This window comes from Corynebacterium sp. L4757 (assembly GCF_043673995.1).
In the GTDB taxonomy this organism is placed as follows: domain Bacteria; phylum Actinomycetota; class Actinomycetes; order Mycobacteriales; family Mycobacteriaceae; genus Corynebacterium.
Window position 1 is genome coordinate 394,466 of record NZ_JBIMEN010000002.1, and the last position, 22,133, is coordinate 416,598.

23 protein-coding genes and 1 pseudogene are annotated in these 22,133 nt (G+C 54.3%); 18 read left to right on the plus strand and 6 right to left on the minus strand.

Annotated elements, in window-relative coordinates:
* Positions 1-35: 35 nt before the first annotated feature.
* Entirely contained in the window at positions 36-1,244 is a 1,209-nt protein-coding gene (locus ACG98I_RS04265; protein ID WP_394718649.1) for an acyl-CoA dehydrogenase family protein, read from the plus strand.
* On the opposite strand, the gene ACG98I_RS04270 is transcribed toward ACG98I_RS04265, so the two are convergent.
* Both ACG98I_RS04270 and ACG98I_RS04275 read right to left on the minus strand, forming a co-directional pair.
* Positions 1,241-2,359 (minus strand): acetoin utilization protein AcuC, encoded by a 1,119-nt coding sequence (locus ACG98I_RS04270; RefSeq protein ID WP_394718651.1) that lies wholly within the window; start codon positions 2,357-2,359, stop codon positions 1,241-1,243. The two genes, ACG98I_RS04265 and ACG98I_RS04270, sit on opposite strands and share 4 nt — an antisense overlap.
* A gap of 9 nt (positions 2,360-2,368) precedes the next feature.
* Entirely contained in the window at positions 2,369-4,996 is a 2,628-nt protein-coding gene (locus ACG98I_RS04275; protein ID WP_394718652.1) for a GNAT family N-acetyltransferase, read from the minus strand.
* Positions 4,997-5,171: 175 nt separating this feature from the next.
* Here ACG98I_RS04275 and ACG98I_RS04280 point away from each other — a divergent pair, with 175 nt between their 5' ends.
* Positions 5,172-6,689 (plus strand): CoA-acylating methylmalonate-semialdehyde dehydrogenase, encoded by a 1,518-nt coding sequence (locus tag ACG98I_RS04280; protein ID WP_394718653.1) that lies wholly within the window; start codon positions 5,172-5,174, stop codon positions 6,687-6,689.
* 15 nt (positions 6,690-6,704) lie between these two features.
* Positions 6,705-7,586, plus strand: coding sequence for a 3-hydroxyisobutyrate dehydrogenase (mmsB, locus tag ACG98I_RS04285; protein ID WP_394718655.1), 882 nt, complete (start codon positions 6,705-6,707; stop codon positions 7,584-7,586).
* Here mmsB and ACG98I_RS04290 read toward each other — a convergent pair.
* Complete coding sequence (locus ACG98I_RS04290) at positions 7,567-8,127, minus strand: TetR/AcrR family transcriptional regulator (protein WP_394718656.1); 561 nt, start codon at positions 8,125-8,127, stop codon at positions 7,567-7,569. The genes mmsB and ACG98I_RS04290 overlap by 20 nt on opposite strands.
* 38 nt (positions 8,128-8,165) lie before the next feature.
* Between ACG98I_RS04290 and ACG98I_RS04295 the strand changes: the two genes are divergently transcribed.
* Positions 8,166-9,602: a GntP family permease gene (locus ACG98I_RS04295; protein ID WP_394718658.1), complete on the plus strand. Its 1,437-nt coding sequence runs from the start codon at positions 8,166-8,168 to the stop codon at positions 9,600-9,602.
* Here the strand turns inward: ACG98I_RS04295 and ACG98I_RS04300 are convergent.
* Entirely contained in the window at positions 9,583-10,032 is a 450-nt protein-coding gene (locus ACG98I_RS04300; RefSeq protein WP_394718839.1) for an AbrB family transcriptional regulator, read from the minus strand. The two genes, ACG98I_RS04295 and ACG98I_RS04300, sit on opposite strands and share 20 nt — an antisense overlap.
* A gap of 84 nt (positions 10,033-10,116) precedes the next feature.
* Here ACG98I_RS04300 and ACG98I_RS04305 point away from each other — a divergent pair, with 84 nt between their 5' ends.
* The 3 genes and pseudogenes from ACG98I_RS04305 (at position 10,117) to ACG98I_RS04315 (ending at position 11,279) form a co-directional block, all read left to right on the plus strand.
* A complete protein-coding gene (locus ACG98I_RS04305) occupies positions 10,117-10,380 on the plus strand; it encodes a hypothetical protein (protein ID WP_394718659.1) in 264 nt (87 codons plus the stop codon).
* A gap of 43 nt (positions 10,381-10,423) precedes the next feature.
* Positions 10,424-11,035: pseudogene (locus ACG98I_RS04310) on the plus strand (IS3 family transposase); the annotation flags it as partial.
* Between the two features lie 31 nt (positions 11,036-11,066).
* Positions 11,067-11,279, plus strand: coding sequence for an integrase core domain-containing protein (locus tag ACG98I_RS04315; protein WP_394718661.1), 213 nt, complete (start codon positions 11,067-11,069; stop codon positions 11,277-11,279).
* Here the strand turns inward: ACG98I_RS04315 and ACG98I_RS04320 are convergent.
* Complete coding sequence (locus ACG98I_RS04320; RefSeq protein ID WP_394718662.1) at positions 11,257-11,550, minus strand: aldehyde dehydrogenase family protein; 294 nt, start codon at positions 11,548-11,550, stop codon at positions 11,257-11,259. The two genes, ACG98I_RS04315 and ACG98I_RS04320, sit on opposite strands and share 23 nt — an antisense overlap.
* 135 nt (positions 11,551-11,685) lie before the next feature.
* Between ACG98I_RS04320 and ACG98I_RS04325 the strand changes: the two genes are divergently transcribed.
* Complete coding sequence (locus tag ACG98I_RS04325; RefSeq protein ID WP_394718664.1) at positions 11,686-13,323, plus strand: HNH endonuclease signature motif containing protein; 1,638 nt, start codon at positions 11,686-11,688, stop codon at positions 13,321-13,323.
* 183 nt (positions 13,324-13,506) lie between these two features.
* Positions 13,507-14,025: a gluconokinase gene (locus ACG98I_RS04330; RefSeq protein WP_394718841.1), complete on the plus strand. Its 519-nt coding sequence runs from the start codon at positions 13,507-13,509 to the stop codon at positions 14,023-14,025.
* Here the strand turns inward: ACG98I_RS04330 and ACG98I_RS04335 are convergent.
* A complete protein-coding gene (locus ACG98I_RS04335) occupies positions 13,994-15,373 on the minus strand; it encodes a GntP family permease (RefSeq protein WP_394718666.1) in 1,380 nt (459 codons plus the stop codon). The genes ACG98I_RS04330 and ACG98I_RS04335 overlap by 32 nt on opposite strands.
* A 52-nt stretch (positions 15,374-15,425) precedes the next feature.
* Between ACG98I_RS04335 and ACG98I_RS04340 the strand changes: the two genes are divergently transcribed.
* The 9 genes from ACG98I_RS04340 (at position 15,426) to ACG98I_RS04380 (ending at position 22,067) form a co-directional block, all read left to right on the plus strand.
* Positions 15,426-15,767 (plus strand): YidH family protein, encoded by a 342-nt coding sequence (locus tag ACG98I_RS04340; RefSeq protein ID WP_394718668.1) that lies wholly within the window; start codon positions 15,426-15,428, stop codon positions 15,765-15,767.
* Positions 15,767-16,072, plus strand: coding sequence for a DUF202 domain-containing protein (locus ACG98I_RS04345; RefSeq protein WP_394718669.1), 306 nt, complete (start codon positions 15,767-15,769; stop codon positions 16,070-16,072). The genes ACG98I_RS04340 and ACG98I_RS04345 overlap by 1 nt, the downstream gene beginning before the upstream one ends.
* Positions 16,073-16,145: 73 nt before the next feature.
* Entirely contained in the window at positions 16,146-17,036 is an 891-nt protein-coding gene (locus tag ACG98I_RS04350) for a cutinase family protein (RefSeq protein WP_394718671.1), read from the plus strand.
* A 6-nt stretch (positions 17,037-17,042) separates the two neighbouring features.
* Positions 17,043-17,651 (plus strand): nicotinate-nucleotide adenylyltransferase, encoded by a 609-nt coding sequence (gene nadD / locus ACG98I_RS04355; RefSeq protein ID WP_394718673.1) that lies wholly within the window; start codon positions 17,043-17,045, stop codon positions 17,649-17,651.
* A 53-nt stretch (positions 17,652-17,704) separates the two neighbouring features.
* Complete coding sequence (gene rsfS, locus ACG98I_RS04360; protein ID WP_394718675.1) at positions 17,705-18,166, plus strand: ribosome silencing factor; 462 nt, start codon at positions 17,705-17,707, stop codon at positions 18,164-18,166.
* Between the two features lie 6 nt (positions 18,167-18,172).
* Positions 18,173-18,871 (plus strand): histidine phosphatase family protein, encoded by a 699-nt coding sequence (locus ACG98I_RS04365; protein ID WP_394718676.1) that lies wholly within the window; start codon positions 18,173-18,175, stop codon positions 18,869-18,871.
* Positions 18,871-19,659, plus strand: coding sequence for a DegV family protein (locus tag ACG98I_RS04370; RefSeq protein WP_394718678.1), 789 nt, complete (start codon positions 18,871-18,873; stop codon positions 19,657-19,659). The genes ACG98I_RS04365 and ACG98I_RS04370 overlap by 1 nt, the downstream gene beginning before the upstream one ends.
* On the plus strand, positions 19,659-20,549 hold the full coding sequence (locus ACG98I_RS04375; protein ID WP_394718680.1) for a LysR substrate-binding domain-containing protein: 891 nt from the start codon (positions 19,659-19,661) through the stop codon (positions 20,547-20,549). The genes ACG98I_RS04370 and ACG98I_RS04375 overlap by 1 nt, the downstream gene beginning before the upstream one ends.
* Before the next feature lie 198 nt (positions 20,550-20,747).
* Complete coding sequence (locus tag ACG98I_RS04380) at positions 20,748-22,067, plus strand: MFS transporter (protein ID WP_394718681.1); 1,320 nt, start codon at positions 20,748-20,750, stop codon at positions 22,065-22,067.
* Positions 22,068-22,133: the final 66 nt, after the last annotated feature.

The window sequence follows — 22,133 nt, forward strand, 5'->3', positions numbered from 1 at the left end:
AGACCCGAGCCATACCACGTTGGGAGAGTTCTACTATGCCACCGATTATAAAGAGCGATGATGCCGCACACGCATTATTCGAAGGGATTCCATTCCCGCACGCAGATATCCTCGGCGTTGCGGATCAACTCGATCCTGACGAAGCCCAGCGACTGCAAGAGCTCCATGAGTTTCTGCAAACCAAGATTCGCCCGGAAGTAGGAGAGTACTGGGATTCAGAAGAATTCCCATTCCATCTACTACCTGAACTTGCGAAGTTTGGGCTCGGGGAAATCGCTGTCTCGGGCACTTCGCGACTCTATCGAGGTCTTGCATATGCGGAGGTAACCCGCGCAGACGTCTCGATATCGGCACTGGTGGGTATTCACAATGAACTTGTGTTGGCGTTGATTGATCAGCTCGCGAGTGATGCCCAGCGTGAAAAATGGCTCGATGGTTTGCGGAAATTCGAGAAGATCGGTTGCTTCGCGCTCACCGAGCCGGACCATGGATCTGATATTGCGGGAGGCCTTGCCACAACAGCTGAGCGCACTGCAGATGGCTGGGTCATCAATGGTAAGAAGCGTTGGATCGGTGGCGGCACTTTTGCTGACTTCGCCATCTGCTTTGCACGCGATGTAGCCAATAATGAGGTCAAAGGCTTCATCGTGGAAATGGACCGGGATGGGGTGAAAGCAGAGAAGATATCCCGAAAAATGGGACTCCGCATCATGCAGAATGCAGATATCACCTTCGATAATGTGCTCATTCCGCCTGAGAACATCATCCCGGGAGCAGAATCCTTCGCCAACACCAATGATTTCCTGTGCAGCTCCCGCGCGTGGGTGGCATGGCAGGGAGCAGGCATTCAACTGGGGATCTTTGATAAAGCCCGTGAGTACGCGGTCTCCCGTGACCAATTCGGACGTCCCATCGCTAAATTCCAGCTTGTTCAAGAAGCCTTGACCAGGATTTTGGGTAATGCGACAGTCTCTCTGTCCATGATGGCGCAAATTGCACGAGTTCAAGAAGCCGGACAGCTGGAAATGCCCCATGCCGCACTGGCAAAGGCTACCTGCACGCGTTTGGCACGCGAATCCGCTGCAGCTGGACGCAACATCGGCGGCGGCAACGGCATTCTCACAGACTATGACTTGTCAAAGATGATGAGCGATACGGAGATTCTCTACACCTATGAGGGCACATATGAAATTAATTCTCTGATTGTTGGTCGGGCGATCACCGGCGTCTCTGCGTTTGTTTAGCCATAAGGCTGCAGTCCCCAATAGGGGAAGATAGCCCGCGTGGTAGCCACCAGTGCCGGACTTGGCTGGCAGGTGGCGATCTGTTGCGGGCTGTACTGCGTTAGAGCCCCAATGTCGACTCCTTCATCTCCCATTTTCACGCCCCGAAACGCTTCGGTGTGGGCATCGATGGGTTGCTCAGTGACCGCTGCCAACACATGTGTCCAGGCGCGCGACACTGATTGTGGTTCATAACCGCCGCCTCCCAAGGCAACCCACCGGTTACCTGCAAATTGACGTGCCCAGGCAGACATTGAATGATAAGCCAAAGCCATGGCATCCATACTCAACGTCAGGTCAGTTAAAGGATCTGCACGGTGGGGGTCTGCCCCATGCTGCGAGATGATTAGTTCTGGCGAAAATTTCTCCAAGATTGCCGGTACTACAGCGTGGATGCTTTGCAGCCATTCATGGTCTTCGGCATTTTTAGAGACCGCAATATTGACGGCTGTTCCTGCCGCATTCGGGCCGCCCACCTCATGCGCGTGACCAGTTCCCGGGAAAATGTAGAGACCGGACTCATGTACAGAGATGGTGAGAACCCGCGGCTCATCCCAGAAGATTTTCTCTACGCCATCTCCATGGTGGGCATCGAAATCTATGTAGGCAATGCGCTGGGCATTCGTGTTTTTCAATAGCCACATGATGGCGATTGCGGCATCGTTATACATGCAAAAACCTGCCATCGAATCCGGAAAAGCGTGGTGCAATCCTCCCGCGAGGTTTGCTGCCCTTTCTGTTTTCCCATCCCAGACCGAGCGCACTGCTTCTAAGGTGCCCCCGCTGATGCGCGCAGCGACATCGGAAAGCCCTGGCGACACCGGATTATCCTCGGTTCCAATGCCAAATTTCAGGTTAGGCTTATGGACGCGCGTTGCCTGAAGATATTCTTTGCTATGAACTAATTCTAGGATTTCATCGGCAGGCGCTGCGGGATGCTCAATAGAAAAACTATCCAGAATGCCCAGCCGCTTGGACAGCTCGAGAGCATTATCAACGCGGTCGGGGCCCATCGGATGATTGTTGCCCAGGCTGTAATGGTGGATTTCTTCCGTATCAATCAGTAGATGCTTCATGTAAACCACCTATTGAGAAAATGCACGTGCGAGCGGATCGCGTTCGGACCGAAGCGGCGCAATGCGCATGCGTGCACCGACGACCTCAGTGACATTGACGCCCGCGATGACGGGAGTGAGCTCTATTTCGACGATTGAGCTGATGTCATCTTTCAACCTCGAGACCGCCATGATGATGTCTTCAATCGTGGACATGCGGGAAGCTTTTGCCCCGCGGTAGCCGGTGAGGAGGGGAGAAGACTCTAAAGACTCCAACATGGCGGCTGCATCACTGCGGCGGATGGGCGGGACGCGCCACGCTTTGTCATTCAGCAGGTCATTCGGGATTCCGGAAATGCCTGCAGAAACGATTGGTCCTACGACTGAATTCTCAATGCCACGGATGGTCAGTGATGCCCCGGTGGTGGCGTTGGCTTGAACGACGGGCTTGAGGGTAGAAATATCGCGGCTCTCAGCAGGGATGATATCTAGATCGATGGCCATTTCACGGAGAGTATTCCACGCGTCTTCCATGCTGTGTTCATCGCGGATATGACGAATCACGGTCGGCCACTCCGAGCGCCCGCGCGCCATTGGGCTTAGGGACTTCAACACCACATCCCACCCAAGCTTGTCGCCGGCCTTTATTGCTTCTTCAATGGAAGTAACTTCCAGCCAAGGAACAACTTCAATCCCATAGGCTTTGAGAATCTGCGCGCACTCGGAATCTGTTGTCCACCGGCCTTGCGGGGACTGCTCCAGAATTTCATCGATCAGTGCTTGTGCTTGACCAGCATTTCCTTCCGCCAGCTCATCCTCAGGGTGGGGACGTGCTTCGGCGCGCTTGGCTTCATTATTCAGGATCAGTTGGAGTGTTTCCAACGCGTCCGCGTAATTGTCAAAGACCGGCAGGCTTCCTTGCGCGATGTCAGACTTATGAAAGCCTATGAACGAGCCAATGAGCGGAATTCTTTCAGATGTGTTGGCCAGAGCCTCCAGTTCTTCCCGAACCACTTTGAGGCCATGGCCTGGGCCAATATCCACCACCGTGCACAGGACCGCGTCAACTTCCGGATTCCTAAGAGTGCTAGTTGCGGCCTCCACAATGTCTTCGGAAGAAATCACTACCTGCGGAATTAAACCAAAGCGCAGTGCTGACTGCTCCATCTGGGAGGTCAGCCCGGTGCTATTGGAAATGAGCGCAATCCGGTAGCCCTGCGGCTGCGGCTGGAGGTCAAGTAATTGCGCAATGTCATACATGGCTTCGCGCCTAGTGACCACCATGGAACCAGTATTTCGGATGGTTGCATCCAGCGCGAAGGTATCAACTTCTTCTAAGTGGGAGCTTTGCTCCAGGTCATAGTGGCTGGAGGTACGTAAAGCGCGCGAGGGCATGAATACGACCACGAATTTCTCCAGCGCCAGTCGGCGGAGCACCCGGAAGAATTTTCGGGGATTGCCGATTGTATCCAGCGATAATAAACAAATTGTGGTGTTGTCATCTGAACCCCAGTATTGCATCACATCATTAGCGGTGACATCGGCAAAGGAACCAGCTGCGATGAATGAACTAATACCCAATCCTCGTTCTATAGCCCGGGAGAGAACGAGCGCGCCGACTCCTGAAGATTGAGTGAAGATTCCAACTTGCCCTACTCGTGGCATGGGTGCAGGGGTGGAGTTGAGTGAAATCTCGTCATCAGTATTGATGACTCCGAGCGCTGCCGGACCAAGCGCGCGCAAGCCATAATCCCTGGCCAGAAGTACCATCTCTCGTGATGTTTCGGCTGAGACTCGTGCCATCTGATTTCCGGCCACCATGATGATGCCTTTAGCATTCTTGGCAGCTGCGGCGGCCATAATTGCCGTGAGATTCTCGGGGTCATGCTCAACCAGCAGTACATCGACATCGACGTCGAGTCTCTCCAGGGTTTCTGAAACCGAATCTTCGCCAGAATGAGTGGTCAAAATGTGTAGGTTTCCCTGGTAATTTCCCTGTACCAAAGACGGGATCACTTCTCCTACGCCTTCGATTGATCCCACGACCGCAACGGAAGCCGGGTTGAGCAACCGGGAGATGGAATTGGCCTCTGCCCGCATTTCGCGGCGTTCCATGACCTCGCGTGATTTCTCATTGGGCTCGATAGTGAAATCAACCGTGAGCAATCCATCGCCATATTCAGGAGTGGCGGAATAGCCGGCGCGAATAAAGACTTGAGCCATTTGGCGGTTATTCATGAGCATTTCTGCATAGAAGCGCTCGATCCCGCCTTCGCGGCCGATTTCAGCGAGATGCTCGAGCAGGATATTTCCGCAGCCGCGCGATTGGTGCGAGTCTTGGACCAGGAATGACACATCACCCACGCGCGCGGGTAGGAACATCTCAATCAATTCATATCCGGCTACGGCGATGATGTCATCACGCTCCACCATGACCAGCGTGACTTTGGTGTATCCGGAAGTATCCATCCAACGCTGCAAGTCTTCCTCATTGAGCACGGGATGGTTGCCGAAGAACCTTAAGTATTTGGATTCATCCGACACTCGCGAATAGAAATCATGCAATTTCTCCTCGTCATCAGGGCGAATAGCGCGCAATGAAGCAATTCCGCCGTCATTCAGGATGACGTCTGCTTCCCAGTCTTTCCGTGAACCCATTGTGAACGTCCTTTCGCGATGAAGGGTGAATGGTGTACACCCACTCACTAAATCGTACTACGCAGCTAGGTGCGTCGTCTCGGGGGTAAATAGTGTCTTAGTGCACAGAATCCTATCGACAGTGCCTTGAATCTCATTAGGCTCAGGCTTACACGATTCAAGGAGGCTTTTCATCATGACAACCATCAATCACTACATTGACGGCAAAGAATATCAAGGTACTTCTGGCAATACGCAGCCAGTCCTCAATCCTTCCCTGGGCAAGGCGCAGGCCGAAGTTGCACTTGCCAATGTCGAAGACGTGAACCACGCGATTGCTAGCGCTGAGGAAGCCCAGAAGGTGTGGGCGCGTCTGAATCCGCAAAAGCGAGTCCGCGTCATCATGAAGTGGATTGCGCTCATCAATGACAACATGGATGAGCTGGCTAAAACCTTGTCGCTCGAGCACGGAAAGACTTTCCCCGATGCCAAGGGTGATATCCAGCGTGGTCTAGAGGTGCTCGAGTTCGCGCTAGGTGCGCCTCACCAGCTCAAGGGTGAGTACTCCAGCGAGGTCGGTACCGGCATTGACACCTATTCGCTGCGCCAGCCACTCGGCGTTGTCGCAGGTATCACGCCGTTTAACTTCCCAGCGATGATCCCGCTGTGGAAAGCCGGACCTGCATTGGCAGCAGGTAATGCGTTTATTCTCAAGCCTTCAGAGCGCGACCCCTCCGTTCCGAATCGTCTGGCAGAGCTCTTCATTGAGGCCGGCGGCCCAGCTGGCGTCCTCAACGTGGTCCACGGCGGTAAAGAATCAGTTGACGCATTGCTGGATTCAGACGTTGTCCGTGCCATCGGCTTCGTGGGTTCCACCCCGATTGCGCAGTACATTTATGAGCGCTGCGCTGCCACCGGCAAGCGCGCACAGTGCTTCGGTGGTGCGAAAAACCATGCCATTGTGCTTCCCGATGCCGACATCGAAGCCACCGCCGACACTATTGTCGGTGCGGCATTCGGTTCAGCCGGCGAGCGTTGCATGGCACTTTCCGTAGTCGTTCCCGTCGGCCAAGAAACCGCCGATAAACTGCGCGATGCCATCGCTGCCAAGATTCCGAATCTCAAGGTCGGTCACAGCTTGGACAAGGAATCTGACTACGGCCCGCTGGTCACCCAGGACGCCAAAGATCGCGTTGAGAACTACATTCAGCAGGGCGTCGACAGCGGTGCTACCTTGCTTGCCGATGGCCGCGACCTGGACATGTCATCTGCCTCCTTCGAAGGGGAATCGCTAGCCGATGGCTTCTTCGCAGGACCTACCTTCTTCGATAATGTCACCACGGATATGTCCATCTACACGGACGAGATTTTCGGTCCCGTGCTGACCATGGTGCGCGCAGACACATTGGAGGAAGCCGTCAAACTTCCAACCGAGCACGAATACGGCAATGGCGTAGCCATTTTCACTTCCAATGGTGGTGCTGCACGTGACTTCGCAACCTCCGTCAACGTGGGCATGATCGGAATCAATGTCCCTATTCCAGTACCGATTGCCTACCACACATTCGGCGGTTGGAAAGCCTCTGGTTTTGGCGACCTCAACCAGCACGGACCTGATTCATTCCGTTTCTACACCAAGACCAAGACCGTGACGAGCCGCTGGCCAGAGGACGAAAATGCTGGCCCACAGTTCTCCATGCCCGTTATGGATTAAGGAAGGATTCACATCATGTCTAATCCAACTATCGCATTCATTGGCCTGGGCCACATGGGCGGTCCGATGGCCGCTAACTTGGCCAAAGCAGAGCTGAACGTGCGCGGCTTCGATGTTTCAGATGAGGCCCGAGAAAAATCAGAAAGTCAAGGCATCTCTACCTTTGACACCGCGACAGAAGCCGCCGAAGGCGCGGACGTTGTCATCACCATGCTGCCGAATGGCGACCTGGTCAAGAAAGTTCTCGGTGAGCTGCTCGAAACAGACTCCGCATCCAAGCTCTTCATTGATTCCTCCACCATTTCTGTGCAGGACGCCCGCGAGGTAGGGGAGCTCGTTGCTGACCACGGCTCACAATTTATTGATGCTCCCGTTTCAGGTGGCACCTCTGGTGCGGAAGCCGGCACGCTGGCCTTTATGGTTGGCGGAACCGAAGAAGCCTTCAACCAGGCACGCGAGGTGCTCGATGTCATGGGACGTTCCATTACTCATTGCGGACAGGCTGGCAATGGTCAGGCGGTCAAAGCCTGCAATAACATGATTCTGGCCGTGCAACAGATGGTGCTCTCTGAAGCCATCGTGTTGGGCGAACGCCTTGGTCTTGAGCACCAGGCATTCTTCGACGTGGTGTCGAATGCCACCGGTAACTCTTGGTCCCTATCGGTCAACGCTCCCATCCCAGATGTGGTGCCGACGTCACCCGCGAATAATGATTTTCAGCCGGGTTTCTCCGCCGGTCTCATGCTGAAGGATCTGCGTTTGGCTATGGAATCAGCCGAAGCCACCGGCACCGACACCGTGCTGGGAAAGATTGCTGCTCAGACCTATGAAGAATTTGTTGCTGCCGGTAATGGCGCGCTCGATTTCTCCGCAGTAATCAACGAGGTTCGCCGTTAATAATGCTTTGGAGAATCTCCGAATAATGATTCTCCAAACTTTGCTCACTGAATGATTCAAATTCAGTATCGGCAAACCTGCGCATCATAGACAAACCAAGCAGAAGCGCCAGCGCCGATTGTGCCCTCAGCTCCGGGGAGGGGGTCGGGTGCGGCGCTTCTTCTCGGATTCTTTTCACCAATACTTCTTGCAGGTCGGAGCGAATCCGCTTGCCGATGGCATTGAGACTATCCGGATTACCCGCCGACACCGAGATAGTCCGCGCCATCGAATAAGGCGCATTATGCGGCGCAGTGAGAGTTTCACGGATAGCGGTGCGACCGAGATCGGCAAACTCTCCCGCGAATAGTGCCTTTGAGGAATTGCTGAAATCGACAGTGGCCTCAAACAGGGCGTCCTTATTGTGAAAGTGCTTCACGATTAACGCCACAGACACATCAGCTTGAGTAGCGATGTCCTTCAAAGACACCTGCGAAAACGTCCGCTCACTAAAGAGTCGGCGGGAACACTCCAAAATCCGCTCACGGGCACCAGAAACCATGCTTTCCAATACTAGTGTCCCTTTCTAAGGAGTACCTCTTGATCATCGCTTTTATTGGAGTCGTGCTCTCCCTCGTCTTCCTTATTACTTTCGCATACCGTGGACATTCCGTGGTTGTGGTTGCACCATTTGCTGCACTTATCGCAGTAATTTTCTCGGGCCAGCCCATTTTGGCTACGTATACCCAGATTTTCATGCCTGCTCTTGGCAACTTTGTTGTGCAGTATTTCCCACTGTTTCTCTTTGGCGCGATTTTTGGGTATCTAATGACCTCCACGGGTCTGGCGCGCTATCTTGCTAAAGGCATAACCACGCTCTTTGGTCCCAAACGAGCAATGTTCTCAACTGTCGTCGCTACTGCGTTGCTCACTTATGGTGGTGTGTCCGCCTGGGTCGTTGCTTTTACCATCGTGCCAATTGCGACAGCGCTGTTCAAAGAAGCTCGTATTCCTAAGCGTCTCATGCCTGCTGCGATCGCATTAGGCACGATTACCTTTGCCCTAGCTGCGCTACCTGGCTCCCCGCAGGTACATAATGCGATTCCTACCAGCCATTTTGGAACCAATGTTTATGCTGCTCCCTACTTCGGCTTGGGAGCTGCCGCAGTTATGCTCGCAGCCGGCACCGCTTGGCTTGAGTACCGGGTGAAGCAAATACATAAGACTGGCGAAGAATTTTTGCCGCTTAATGCTGAAGATGAACCAGTTCCAACTGGAATCGGTGATGAGCAACTGAGCGAAAACTCGGCCCTGAAGACCGATCCCTCGGTGAAAGTTCAAGGCCTGCTCGGAATAATCCCAATCCTGGTTGTCATCATCGTCAACTTTTCATTTGTCTTTTACTTCGCGGATGTTATGGATACTTCCTACCTGGCAGGAGAAAAATATGGCGCCACTGATATTCAATCTTTGACTGGTATCTGGGGACCGACGCTCTCTTTGGCGCTTGCCATTTTTGTTATGGTGCTGATGTTCCCAAAGCGCGTTAAGCAGTCGGTCAAAGAATTCTCCGATGGTGCGAAAAATGCGATTTTGCCATGCTTTACTACCGCATCCGAGGTTGGATTCGGCGCAGTTATTGCTTCTCTAGCGGTGTTCGCCCTCGTGCAAGACAACATGCTGGAAGTAAGCGATAATGCTCTCGTTGTTTCCACAGTGTCTACAGCGGTAATCTCCGGTATCACCGGTTCTTCGTCGGGTGGCTTGAGTATTACCATGCAGACTATGGGCGAGCAGCTTGCGCAGCTGGCAGCGGACCAAGGAATCAGCATGGAACTGATGCACCGTGTGACTGCGATGGCTTCAGTCAGCTTTGATTCAATGCCGCACAATGGCGCTGTGCTCACGATGTTGATTGTCTGCGGTATGACGCACCGGCTGTCCTATAAAGACGTCGCGGTGGTAACTATTGTGATTCCACTAGTTGTTCTTGTGCTCTTTTTGGGCCTGAACGCGATTATCCCTGGCCTTTCCTAAGAATCCATTTGATTATCCCGGACAGATACCCCGCGAGAATCAGCAGCGACAGCAACCGAATGAGCTGCACGCTAATCACCGCGGGGCCCGCGCCGCCCTCATGCGCCAGCGCCAGCACGGTCTCCAGACCGCCAGGGCTAGTGGCCAAGTAGGCATCAAAATATGAGATATCCAGCCAGGCAGTGAGCAGAAGAGCCGTCAACGCGCAGGTTGCGATGGTGAGGATGATAAAGACCAGAGTCCTCGGCAGCTGGCGCGCAAAAATCTTCAGCACCGGCATAGACAACCCTCCGCCGCAGAACCAACCAATAATCAAAAAGCCCACCACGGCAACAAACTCCGGCATCGCAATCGCATCCGGAAAGAAGTGCCCAGCGATCACCGTCAGAATCAGCGGCGCTGGTTGGGGTGTGATGATTCTTGTTGACAGGGAAACCCATAACCGACAAGGATTGAGAGTATGTCAAAGGCTTATCCACCACAGTTCAAGCAGTAATGTGTTGATGCGGTACTGGTGCTGGGAAAGACCCGGGAAGAAGTAGCCCGTGAATATGAGGTCTTAGCCTCGGCCTTAGGACGCTGGGTAGCTGCTGCGCAGGGCACGCAAGGTACCGGCTCTGGGCCGCACCGACGTAAAGCGGTTTTTGACTCACAGGATGCGGCCGAGTTATCTAAACGCGTTCGTGAACTGGAACTGGAGAACGAGTTTTTAAAAAAGCGGCCTTCTTCGCCAAGGGCATGTAGACGAGCGCGCTTTTGCCCTTATCTATCGCTTTGATGAAGAAGGCACACACCAACAACCCCGCTTTACCGTGACTATGATGGCTAGGCTGCTACGCGTAAGCCGGGCTGGGTACTACGCGTGGAAAAAGCGCCGTAACCAAAAGTATCCTTCTTCGACTCCACGAGGATTCCGTGACCGGATTGCGGAGCAAATTAAAACCATTTTTGATGCGCACCGTGGTTTCGCCGGCGTACGTACCATCGCCGCTGAACTGGCCACACGTGGTATCACAGTATCGTTGTATGCCGTGCGTAATACCATGCGAAAGCTGGGATTAGTTACTAAGTATCGCCGGGCATACAAACGCACGACCATCGCTGATGAGAATGCACCGTATCGCGGTGATTTGGTACGACGCAATTTCACTCCACCGGTGCCCACAACGCACTTATGTGGTGATATTACCTATCTTCGCACCGGGCAGGGCTGGATGTATCTGGCGACCGTTATTGATTTGTCCACCAGGATGGTTACAGGCTGGCAGGTCGCGGATCGTATGACCAGTCAGTTGGTGATTGATGCCCTGGCCATGGCTCATCGTGGTGGCTATGTCGCTGGTAATGCCATATTTCATTCTGATCGCGGCAGCCAATACACTAGTGCGGCACTAAGCAAGTGGGCCGAAAGTCACGATGTTCGCCTATCGGTCGGCAAGGTAGGAGTGTGCTGGGATAACGGTCGTGGCGGAATCGTTCTTTTCCACACTGAAACTGCATTTACTCTACGAACGCAAACAGTTTCAATCCAAGCTAGAAGCACGGATCGGTGTGGGCGAATGGAACGAGGCCTACTACAACCGGCGTCGCATCCACACCAGCACCGGCAAAATCCCTAAGAAAGCAATGGACGACTTCCTGACCCCACCAACGACTACTGCCGCGCAAGCGGCCTAACCAACAAACCAAAGAGTTTCCCCGTCAACAAAAATTGACACAGCCCAGCCTTTCTATCATCGAAAAGCTTCGACACCTGAAGGATGATCTCAGCACGTTCGTCGATTTCCACCTCACCCCAGTGCTTCGCCGCCCCCGCGGCATCGGCAAGCGCTTGCTCAACATCTTCCGTCGAAGCGGTTGGGAACGTTTCCACAACCTCATCGGTCATTGGGTTTTGCACACGGTAGGTCACGATGGAAGTCCTCTCCTCGAAGTTATTGGAGCCCATTCTGTCAAACAAGTGTCAGGCGCGCGGGCGGCTATTGAAACTGATACCTATTCGTTACTTTGTTCGACTAGACGGACGTGTGTCTACATCGTAGACTAGGCTATAGAAAATTAGTTCGAACCGAATGGACTTGCAATGAAAACGAGCTTTTACGCAGTAAATTGCCCCGACAACCCATTAGCCCAATTCTATTCCACAACCCGTAGCGCCGAGTATGACGCGTGGTTAAAGCTGATTCCCGAATTCGAAGAAGATAGCGAATTAGTAAGCGAACGATATGCCCGAAACGTCGGCGAAACTCCAGACAAAGTTATTAAAATCCTCGTCGCCCTCCAACGATTAACAACTGAATTACCACGGCTGTATGAAGCTGTCACTACATACTGGCACCTGGATTTTCCTCGAATTGTCGCGATTGATACCGCACTATCCAAGCTGGGCGCGACGCCTGAACCTGAAGTTATGGAGGCGCTTGATGCCAAAATCACCAGGTACTTGACCCCGCGTACGGCGAATCAGCAGCTTCCCGGGCCAAATAATATTGGCCAGCGAGTACGTCAGATGGTCAGCGAATTTGACGAACGCGTGCCGGAGAAAGACCCACGCCCAACCAGGCGAATGGCCAAGACACAGCTATCGGCGAACTCCTCTTCAATCACCATCGAGGCTCCGCACGAAGAAATCGAAGCAGCTAACGAATGCATTAAAGCTACAGCTAAAGAACATGGCATCAGCCGCGCTGAAGCAATCTTGAAAGTCCTGACCGGTGACATTACGTCCAAGCTTGTGCAGACGAAGCTTGCGCTGTTTACCGCTAAAGACCTGGAGGGCGCACCGTCCTACCTGCAGGGAGTCGGCTGGGTCGGTCCCGAAACCGTCGAGAGGCTCAAGGAAGGCGCGACGGTTGTGGATATGGATGAAGCCGCCACCGCCGAGACCGAAAGCTACCGGCCTACCGATGCCATCCGCACCTTCGTTGAAGGCCGCGACGGAACTTGCCGATGGCCAGGCTGCACCACGCCGGCGCACAACTGCCAGCTCGACCACCGTCACAATCATGCCGAGGGCGGTCCAACCTCGCCGTCGAACCTTTACGCCCTGTGCCAGCATCACCACAACATCAAGACCGATACGCGCGCGCTTTACATCATCGACCCAATCTCTGAGCTCGTCTACTGGCTCTTTGAGGACGGAACCTGGGTCGCGGATAACGCTGAAGACGGTCCAATCGGCAAGGGCTCTAAGAACTGGCTGCAAACTTTCGCCCAAAAGATTGAGGCTCGTCGCCGCAACGCGCAGGAACGTGCGCATGAACAGGCCCAGGAAATCGATGATTGGTACCGCGAGCGCGCAGAAGAAGAAAAGCGTGAGCAAGAAGTCCAAGACTTCATGGACGACAACTGGGTTGATGACGTGAAGCTTGCTCAGGCTTGGCTGCGGGAAGGCGATTTTAATAAACCATTCCCACAGTTCATGAGCCAGAACGTGTTTATGCTCATCGAAGCAGCAAAGCGCATGGGGCTAGAGTTCACGCCTTCCGATGATATCGATGGCTGGGTTCGCGTTCACAAGAAGATTGCAGCAGCCGAGGAAGAGGAATTCGAGCGCCGTATCCAAGAGGAAGCGGATAAGTTTAAAAACCTAATTCCGCAGGACAAGATTGATGAATTCAAACGCCGGGTTAAGAAGACTTGCCGAAAGCCTCAAGATTGGGCCCGCTCGTGGAAGAAAGAACCTGCAACCACGGCCACAACCGAGGAACCACCGTTCTAGGATTTCGCCAAATGACGAAATTTCATGAAGCCAGCAGCAAGTTCCATCAACCAAGAATCATCCTGGGGGATTTCGCCAAATCACGAAATCGTGTGAGGAGAGGCTTGAGTCCGGCGAGTGAGGATTTCGCGAAATGACGAAATCTAATGAAGGGGAGCCCGGCTAGATGTGGATAATGGAGGAATGACTGAGCACTCTCTAATCTCGCGCCATGTTGTTCTCATGGGTGTTTCCGGATCCGGCAAGTCTTCGGTGGGTGAGCAATTGAGTCCACTGGTGAGGCTGCCTTACCGGGACGGGGATGACATGCATCCGGAGGCGAATATCCAGAAAATGGAATCAGGCATCCCGCTCGATGATGAGGACAGGATGCCGTGGTTAAAAAGCATTGGTGAGGAGCTAGCGGCCTCGGATGGTTTGATGATCGGATGCAGTGCGTTGAAGCGCAAGTACCGGGATCTGATCCGCAGCTATTGCCCAGAAGCAGTGTTTGTGCACCTGGCAGGGGACCATGCGTTGCTGATGGAGCGGATGAATGCTCGCACGGGCCACTTCATGCCGGCATCGCTGTTGGACTCGCAATTTGCAACGCTGGAGCAGCTGGAACCGGATGAAGCGGGAATCGTGATCGATATTGCGCCGAAAGTCGCCGAGGTGGCGAAGGCTGCGGCTAACTACTTGGAAGGATCGCCCACAGAATAAGGACGACTACGAAGCCGATGACGGAAATGAAGACTTGGTTCATGGTCCAGGTCTTCAGGGTGGTGGAGACATCCATTCCCATGAGGCGGCCGACCAGCCAGAAGCCGGAGTCGTTGACCAGGGAAGAGAATACGGAGCCGGCGGCGGTCGCCAGAACGAGAAGCGCGAGCTGAATCTCGTTCATGTTGGCTGCCTCAACGGCAGGGGCCATGAGGGCAGCGGCGGTGGTCAGGGCAACGGTTGCGGAACCCTGGGCCACGCGTAGTACAGCTGCTACGAGGTAAGCCGCGAAGAGGACGGGGATGCCGAGGTCGGACATGGAATCGGCAAGTGCATCGCCAATACCGGAGGTGCGCAGAACGCCACCGAACATGCCACCGGCGCCGGTGATCAGAATGACGGAACAGATTGGGCCGAGGGCGCCATCCATGAGGCTTTCGAGCTTGTCGCGGTCCTTAGGTCCAAGCACGATCATTGCGATGATGAGCGTAATCAGCAGCGCGATTGGGGTCTGACCAATGAAGGTGAGGATGTCAGCGAAGGTACTGTCAGCATCAATGGTGCCGGCGGTGGATAGGGTGTTGATGCCGGTGTTGCAGAAGATGAGCAGCATCGGCAGCAGCATGACGCTGATGACCTTTGCTGGGGAGGCGACTGTTGCGGGATCGTGCTGGGTTTGTTCGCCAAGCAGGGCGTCGTCGACCTTGAATGGGAATTTCTTACCTAAGAACTTTCCCCACAGGTAGCCGGAAACGTACCAGGTCGGCAGGGCAACGATGAGACCGAGACCGAGGATGTAGCCGATGTCCGCGCTGTAAAACTCGGCAGCGGAAACGGGGCCGGGGTGTGGCGGCAGGAATACGTGCATGACTGAGAACGCACCGGCAGCAGGGATGCCGTAGGTGAGAACCGGACCGTCGAGTCGGCGGGCAACAGCGAAGATGACGGGCAGCATGACGATGAGGCCGGCATCAAAGAAAATCGGGAAGCCCATGATGAGGGACGCGATACCCAGGGCCAAGGGGGCGCGTTTGGCGCCAAAGGCGGTGACGAGGGCATCGGCAAGCGATTGCGCACCGCCGGAGGCCTCGACGATGCGGCCAATCATAGCGCCGAGACCGACGAGTAGGGCGACCGATGCGATGGTGGACCCGAAACCGTCAATCATAGTGGGCACGACACCGGAGACCGGAATGCCAGCGGCCAGGGCGGTGAGCGCGGAAACGATGATGAGGGTGACGAAGGCGTGAATGCGGAATTTAATGACGAGCAGCAGAATGAGCAGGATGGCGCCCAGTGCGATTCCTAGCAAGGGCCCGGCGGACAGGGTAGGTTCCCAGGTCTCCATATAGTTCTCCTTAGCTAATTTTTAAACTGAGCTTACAAGTATCATTAGGTTCATGAAATTTTGGGAGGAAGGCGAGGACCCCGACCCGCGCTTCACCTTGGCTAATGAACGCACGTTTTTGGCGTGGATTCGAACGTCATTGGCTTTTCTGGCGGGCGGCTTGGCGTTGGAGATTTTCGCGTTTGAAGAGATTCCGGCGTGGATGAATTCAGTCGTGTCGCTGGTGCTGATTATTGTGTCGGGATTTGTTGCCGTAGGAGCAGCTTTCCGATGGGCCCTGGTGGAAAAAGCCATGCGTATTGGTCAAGCGTTGCCCGCGCCAAAGCTCGTGCCGGTGCTGTCTTTTGCGGCGGCAATCGGTGGTGTGCTGGGAATTGTGGTTGTGGTGCTGTGATGGAAAGGCACACGGATCCCGGTTTGCAGCCAGAGCGGACAACCATGGCGTGGACGCGCACGCTGGTGTCTTTTCTGGTGGTGGCCGGGCTTGCAACAAGGGTTGCAGCATCCATGCATGAGCTGGCGCTGATGGCTGTTTCGGCGGTGAGCGCGATGGTGGCGCTGAATATTGCGATGAGGCAATCCTCGAGATATCGGCGCTCAAATAAGTGGGAAGTTCGGCCGCAAGTGTTATCAGTGTTTGTTATGTCAACTGCTGTGGCGGCATTGGCTGTGATTTTGCTCCTAATTTTATTATTTTGAGCAAGAAGGCTGTGGATAGGCTAGATTTAGTAGCCGTTCCCGCATCTTTTTACCAGCTAGGATTTAAATAGCGATGAAGTCTGTACGCGCACTGATTGCCGCAGCGGCTGCTGCATTATCCCTCGTATTGGTTCCTACCGCCGCTCAAGCTCAGGAGCAGTGCCCGGCAGTGGTGGCTGTCGCAGCGCGTGGCTCGGGGCAGAATACGAATATTTCACCAACTTGGTATGGCGGTGCACGCCCATCCAATGGTTGGGAAGGCGAATCGATTCGTGCGTTCCTGCAGACCTCGGAGCAGCGCTACAAAGCAACCCACGGCGGCAATTCCTTGATGAAGGACGTGCACGTTCTGGGGCTGGGTCCGAATGTTTATCCAGCAACCTACCCAGAGTATGAGGTTCCAGATGTAGCTGCGCCGGAGACAGTATTGGATGCGTTGCGGATTGTGTACCGTTACGCAGCTCCCGTGGTGAACACCGCGGTGAGCGCGATGGGACAATTCCGCTACTCGGTAGAGACCGGTCAGGCTGGCGTGATGCAGGCAATCAACCACTATGAGGCAACCACTGGCTGCAAACCTGGTTATGTCCTGATTGGTTACTCTCAGGGTGCGATGATTTTGGCGGGCCATGAGAAAGAATTGGCAAACCGTGGACAGCTCGCGGGCGTGGTTTCTTTTGGCAGCCCGATGACTAACCGCAATGATCCAACCACCGTTGGCGTGCCAGGTGCTTCCGGTATTTTGGGCGATATGCCAAATAACAGCGTTGCGGCCAAGGGTACTAATAATCGCATCAACTACTGCCTACCAGCAGATGGTGTGTGTAATGCGACGGTGGGAACGCTTAGGGCATCGGAAGGCAATGGCGGCAACCACGGCCGTTATTTCTTGCGTCAATCTCAGTGGGATGCGCAAGTAGCGGATGCCTTTGGACGGTTCGTGGATCAGCGCCGCTACGGTTAAGGGTTTATGAAGAAGATTGGAATCATGGGTGGCACGTTTGACCCGATTCATAACGGCCACCTTGTTGCAGCGAGTGAAGTTGCGTACCGCTTTGACCTCGATAAGGTCGTTTTTGTGCCCACGGGACAGCCGTGGCAAAAAGCAGACCGTAGCGTAACGGATGCGGAACACCGCTATTTGATGACGATGGTGGCAACCGCGTCGAATCCGCGGTTTACGGTTTCGCGTGTGGATATTGAGCGCGATGGGCCGACGTATACCATCGATACGCTGCGCGATATCCGCGAATTCTATCCGGATGCTGAGCTGTACTTTATTACGGGTGCAGATGCCTTGGCGTCGATCATGTCTTGGCGCGATTGGGAAGAAATGCTGACCATGGCGCATTTCGTGGGGGTCACGCGTCCCGGTTATGTGCTCACGCGCGATATGGTGCCAGAAGACCAGCGCGATAATATTGAGCTCATTGATATTCCGGCGATGGCGATTTCTTCGACCGACTGCCGGGAGCGGGCGAAGTCGGGGATTCCGGTTTGGTACTTGGTACCAGACGGGGTTGTGCAGTATATTGCGAAAAATCACCTGTATAGCCCAAATGAAGGTAAAGCGCTGTAGAGTAAATACCTGCTATACGTATTTCAATGATGCACGGTTAGAAAAGGAACTTTGTGAGTATTACTGACGCGGCCCGCCGGATGGCAGAATTGGCAGCTAAAGCTGCTGATGAGAAGTCCGCCAGCAACATCGCTGTGATTGATGTGTCTGACGTTCTGGCCATTACCGAACTATTCGTTATCGCCTCAGCAGATAATGAGCGTCAGGTGCGTTCCATCGTGGAGGAAGTCGAAGACGCCCTGACTGCGGAAGGCTTTGAGCCGAAGCGTCGAGAAGGCGTGCGCGAAAACCGTTGGGTACTGCTGGATTATGGCTTCACCGTGGTGCATGTTCAGCGCGAACAGGAACGCGAATACTACGGCCTGGACCGCCTCTATCATGATTGCCCGCTCATTGAGATTGAGGGCATTGAGCCGGCTACGCGCCCAGGTACCTGGGATAATATTCGTGACGCGCAGTCTATTGATGACATTCCGCTGGCTGAGAAAGAGCCAGAAGAAGACGAAGAATACTAGGTTTTCATGAGTCGTCGTCTAATTCTGATCCGACATGGTCAGACCACATATAACGCCACCGGCCGCATGCAGGGGCATCTGGATACGCAGCTTTCCGATGACGGGGTTGCGCAAGCAGAGTCCGCCGGGCGTCTTTTGGTGGGCCAAGGCATCACCCGCATCGTGGCGTCGGATTTGTCGAGGGCGAAAATGACGGCGGAGATCGTCGGCAAGCAATTGGGCGTCGGCATCACGGTGGATGAGCGCCTTCGCGAAACCCACCTGGGGGAGTGGCAGGGCAAGACCTCGGCTGAGGTGGATGCGGAGTATCCCGGTGCGCGCGCGAAGTGGCGCCATGACCCCACCTGGGCACCTCCTGGCGGTGAGTCCCGCGTGGAGGTTGCTGAAAGAGCACGCCCGGTGATTGATGAGTACATGCGCAAGTATTCTGACTGGGAAAATAATACGGTGCTGGTGGTGGCACATGGCGGCGCGATTGCTGCGTTGACCTGTAATTTGATCGATTTGCGCCACGAGCAATATCACATGCTTTCGGGACTGAAAAATACTCATTGGGCGCAGCTGACGGCGCGTCCGGGCTTTGATCCGGAAAGCTCAGACATGACCGTGGATTTCACTCCGGACACGGTTGATGGCGCGAATTGGTACTTCGATGGATGGAACATGGGCGCCCGCGTGGTGGGCGGTTCCGGGGCTGATGTTTAATGCCCGTTCGAATTGTCACGGATTCCTCGGCGGGACTGCCTGAAGAAATCATTAATGAATTAGACATCACGGTTTGTCAGCTCCACATCATGGAGAATGAGGATGAAACCTCGACTTCTGCATTATCGGCGCTAGAAATTGCCGCCGAGTATGGCCGTCAGATGGAACGCGGCGGGGATGAAGGACTGCTCGGGCTGCACTTGGCCAAAGAATTGTCTTCTACGTGGTCGGCGGCGGCCACGGCATCAGGTGTTTTCCCTGATGATAAGGTCCGCGTGATTGATTCGGGAACGGCCGGCATGGTGCTGGGCGCTGCGGCGATGGCGGCGGCAAAGTTGGCTGCCGATGGCGCCGATATCGATGAATGCTATGAAGCAGCTGAGGATACGCTTTCGCGGGGACGGACCTGGGTGTACCTGAGCTCCACCGATGAGCTGCGCCGCTCGGGGCGCATGTCAGCGACAACCGCGATGATTTCTACCGCGCTTCTTGCGACCAAACCAATCATGGCGCTCAATGATGGCAAGCTGGAGCTAGTAGGTAGGACCCGCACGCAGACGAAGGGCTTCATCAAGCTGGTGGACTTGGTGGCATCGGAAGCCGGCGGCAAACCCGTCTTTATGGCTCTGCAGCACTATGACGCTGAGGAACAAGCTGAGATTCTGCAAGATTTATTGGAGCAAGCCCTGCCCGACGGCTCCAGTTTCATCCTGACTGAGCTGACCGAGGTTGTTGCTGTTCACGTGGGCCCTGGCGCGATTGGTGTTTCTGCGGTTTACTCAGTCTGATGGACATCAAGTGGTTAGAGGGCTTCGTGGTCGTGGCGGAGGAGCTGCACTTTTCTAATGCAGCCGACCGCTTGGGCATGCCGCAATCTCCCCTGAGCCAGCTGATTCGCAAACTTGAGGCGGATTTGGGGCAGAAGCTTTTTAATCGCAGTACCCGTTCAGTGGAATTGACCGCCGCGGGCAAGGCATTTCTGCCCCAGGCGAGGAAGATTCTTGCCACCATGACAGAGGCGCGCGAGCAGGTATCAGCTGCTGAAGGTGACATTGTGGGTACGGTGCGCGTGGGGTTCTCGGGTGTTCTGAATTATTCCACGCTGCCGCTATTAACCAGTGAAGTCCACAAAAGGCATCCGCTGGTGGAACTGGAACTGGTGGGGCAAAAACTTACCCACGAAGCGCTCAACATGTTGCGCCAGGGCACGCTCGATATCGCGATGATGGGCCTGCCCATTGATGCCCCTGATATTGAGACGCGATTGATCCGGAAAGAAGACTTTTGCGTAGTTTTGCCTGCAGATCATGTACTGGCCTCTGAACCTCTCATTGACTTGGCGGATTTGTCCCAAGAAGGTTTTGTCACCACGCCGGAGTTTACAGGCTCTGTCTTTCGTAATACAACGGTTCAGCTCTGCGCCGAAGCGGGCTTTGTGCCGAAGATTTCTCAAGAAGTACCAGACCCCTTCTTGGCCCTGCTGCTTGTCGCACGGGGAGTAGGGGTCGCGATTACAACGCAAGGCACCGGAACGCTGGCGCCACAAGGCACAGTAGCCATCCCCATCAAACAGAATTCTGCAAACTTGCGTCACGGTATCGCGTGGATGAAAGGGCTCGATCGGGTGGCTCGAGACGTGGTTTTGGACGTCGCCGAGGAAATATTTTCATCTCCCTAATGACCAGGATTTAACGCATATAATTCTGGATTAATTCTGCGATTTATGCAGGTCACGATAAAGAAGCTTGCTTTTTAAGTGCTTTTTCTACTTAAAATTAGTTGATTTCTGCATTTCTCTCACAATGTGATGCTGGTTATTATCTCTCGTGATTGCTAAGCAACTCATATTTGAACACCAAATCAGGAAGATATTGATATGACTATTGCGCCACCTATCCAAGAGAAACACCCTACAAAGTCAACGCCTCAAGCAAAGCGCGCTGCGCTTTCGGCTTTCCTCGGTTCGACCCTGGAATACTATGACTTCTTCATCTACGGCTCAGCAGCAGCTCTGGTTTTCCACCATGTGTTCTTCCCAGAGGGTTCCGCGAATGGCGTGCTTTTGTCTATTTCCACATTGGGCGTGGCTTATGTTGCGCGCCCAGCGGGTGCCGTCTTGTTTGGCCACCTGGGTGATACTTTGGGCCGACGCAAGACACTGATGATCATCTTGTTCCTCATGGGTATTTCAACCTTCGCGATTGGCCTGCTGCCAACCTATGGACAAATCGGCATCGCAGCGCCAATTCTGCTGGTTCTGCTTCGTCTTTGCCAGGGCCTTTCTGCTGGTGGTGAGTCACCAGGCGCTGCTTCGCTCGCAATGGAGCATGCTCCTGAGCGTCGCCGTGGTTTCCTGTCATCTTTTACCGCCTCGGGCGTGATGTTCGGTATCGTGCTGTCTTCCCTGGTGTTCATCCCAGTTGCGGCTCTTCCAGATGAACAGCTCTTTAGCTGGGGCTGGCGTATCCCATTCTTGCTCAGTGCATTCATGACCATTCTGGCCCTGTGGATTCGTAAGCATCTGGAGGAGTCTGAGACTTTTGAAGAAGAAGTCGATGAAGCGGAAGAAACCCCGAAGGTTCCGCTGGTGGAGCTCTTCAGGAACCACTGGGCATCTGTACTGCGCATCATGGGTTCTTCCACCTACACCATGATTAACACCGTCCTGAACGTCTTTGGTCTGTCATACGCAGTCCACAATGATATTGAGCGCACCACCATGCTGATGGTTATTGCTGCAGCGAACATGACCACCGTGATCACGCAGCCATTGTTGGGCTTGCTTTCCGATGTCATCGGCCGCAAACCAGTATTCATCACCGGCGCCTTGAGTGCGGGTGCCATGACGTTCGTATTCTTTAGCTCGATTAGCACTGGTAATGTTCCGCTGATTTATCTGTCTGCGATGGTGCTCATGGGTATCTGCTATTCGGCGCCAAATGCAACCTATATGGCAGCATTCCCGGAGCAGTTCCCGGCGAAGGTGCGATACTCCGGCATGGCTATCGGTCTGATGCTCGGCATGTTGGTCGCGGGCTTCGCGCCAGCTGTCGCGGAGTGGCTCAATGGCGGTCAGGCCGGCAATTGGTTGCCAGTTGCCTTCCTGTGCTTGTTCTTCTCCCTGCTTGCCGGACTGTCTTTTGCCACCGGTAAAGAGACCTCCAAGACGCCAACCCACCTGCTGGGCATGAAATAAGGACCATTCTGTGGATAACTCCAGCGCTTAGGTGATGCGTCAATAAAGTTATCCACAGGTTTTCCT

Excerpts from the sequence above, each read along its gene's own strand:
- ACG98I_RS04280 (WP_394718653.1), top strand. The coding sequence starts at position 5,172 with ATGACAACCATCAATCACTACATTGACGGCAAAGAATATCAAGGTACT.
- ACG98I_RS04375 (WP_394718680.1), top strand. The coding sequence starts at position 19,659 with ATGGACATCAAGTGGTTAGAGGGCTTCGTGGTCGTGGCGGAGGAGCTG.
- ACG98I_RS04290 (WP_394718656.1), bottom strand. The coding sequence starts at position 8,127 with ATGGTTTCTGGTGCCCGTGAGCGGATTTTGGAGTGTTCCCGCCGACTC.
- ACG98I_RS04325 (WP_394718664.1), top strand. The coding sequence starts at position 11,686 with ATGAAAACGAGCTTTTACGCAGTAAATTGCCCCGACAACCCATTAGCC.
- ACG98I_RS04270 (WP_394718651.1), bottom strand. The coding sequence starts at position 2,359 with ATGAAGCATCTACTGATTGATACGGAAGAAATCCACCATTACAGCCTG.
- ACG98I_RS04320 (WP_394718662.1), bottom strand. The coding sequence starts at position 11,550 with ATGGGCTCCAATAACTTCGAGGAGAGGACTTCCATCGTGACCTACCGT.
- ACG98I_RS04380 (WP_394718681.1), top strand. The coding sequence starts at position 20,748 with ATGACTATTGCGCCACCTATCCAAGAGAAACACCCTACAAAGTCAACG.
- ACG98I_RS04350 (WP_394718671.1), top strand. The coding sequence starts at position 16,146 with ATGAAGTCTGTACGCGCACTGATTGCCGCAGCGGCTGCTGCATTATCC.
- ACG98I_RS04365 (WP_394718676.1), top strand. The coding sequence starts at position 18,173 with ATGAGTCGTCGTCTAATTCTGATCCGACATGGTCAGACCACATATAAC.
- ACG98I_RS04335 (WP_394718666.1), bottom strand. The coding sequence starts at position 15,373 with ATGGAGACCTGGGAACCTACCCTGTCCGCCGGGCCCTTGCTAGGAATC.
- nadD (WP_394718673.1), top strand. The coding sequence starts at position 17,043 with ATGAAGAAGATTGGAATCATGGGTGGCACGTTTGACCCGATTCATAAC.
- mmsB (WP_394718655.1), top strand. The coding sequence starts at position 6,705 with ATGTCTAATCCAACTATCGCATTCATTGGCCTGGGCCACATGGGCGGT.
- ACG98I_RS04345 (WP_394718669.1), top strand. The coding sequence starts at position 15,767 with ATGGAAAGGCACACGGATCCCGGTTTGCAGCCAGAGCGGACAACCATG.
- ACG98I_RS04330 (WP_394718841.1), top strand. The coding sequence starts at position 13,507 with ATGACTGAGCACTCTCTAATCTCGCGCCATGTTGTTCTCATGGGTGTT.
- ACG98I_RS04275 (WP_394718652.1), bottom strand. The coding sequence starts at position 4,996 with ATGGGTTCACGGAAAGACTGGGAAGCAGACGTCATCCTGAATGACGGC.
- ACG98I_RS04340 (WP_394718668.1), top strand. The coding sequence starts at position 15,426 with ATGAAATTTTGGGAGGAAGGCGAGGACCCCGACCCGCGCTTCACCTTG.
- ACG98I_RS04265 (WP_394718649.1), top strand. The coding sequence starts at position 36 with ATGCCACCGATTATAAAGAGCGATGATGCCGCACACGCATTATTCGAA.
- ACG98I_RS04370 (WP_394718678.1), top strand. The coding sequence starts at position 18,871 with ATGCCCGTTCGAATTGTCACGGATTCCTCGGCGGGACTGCCTGAAGAA.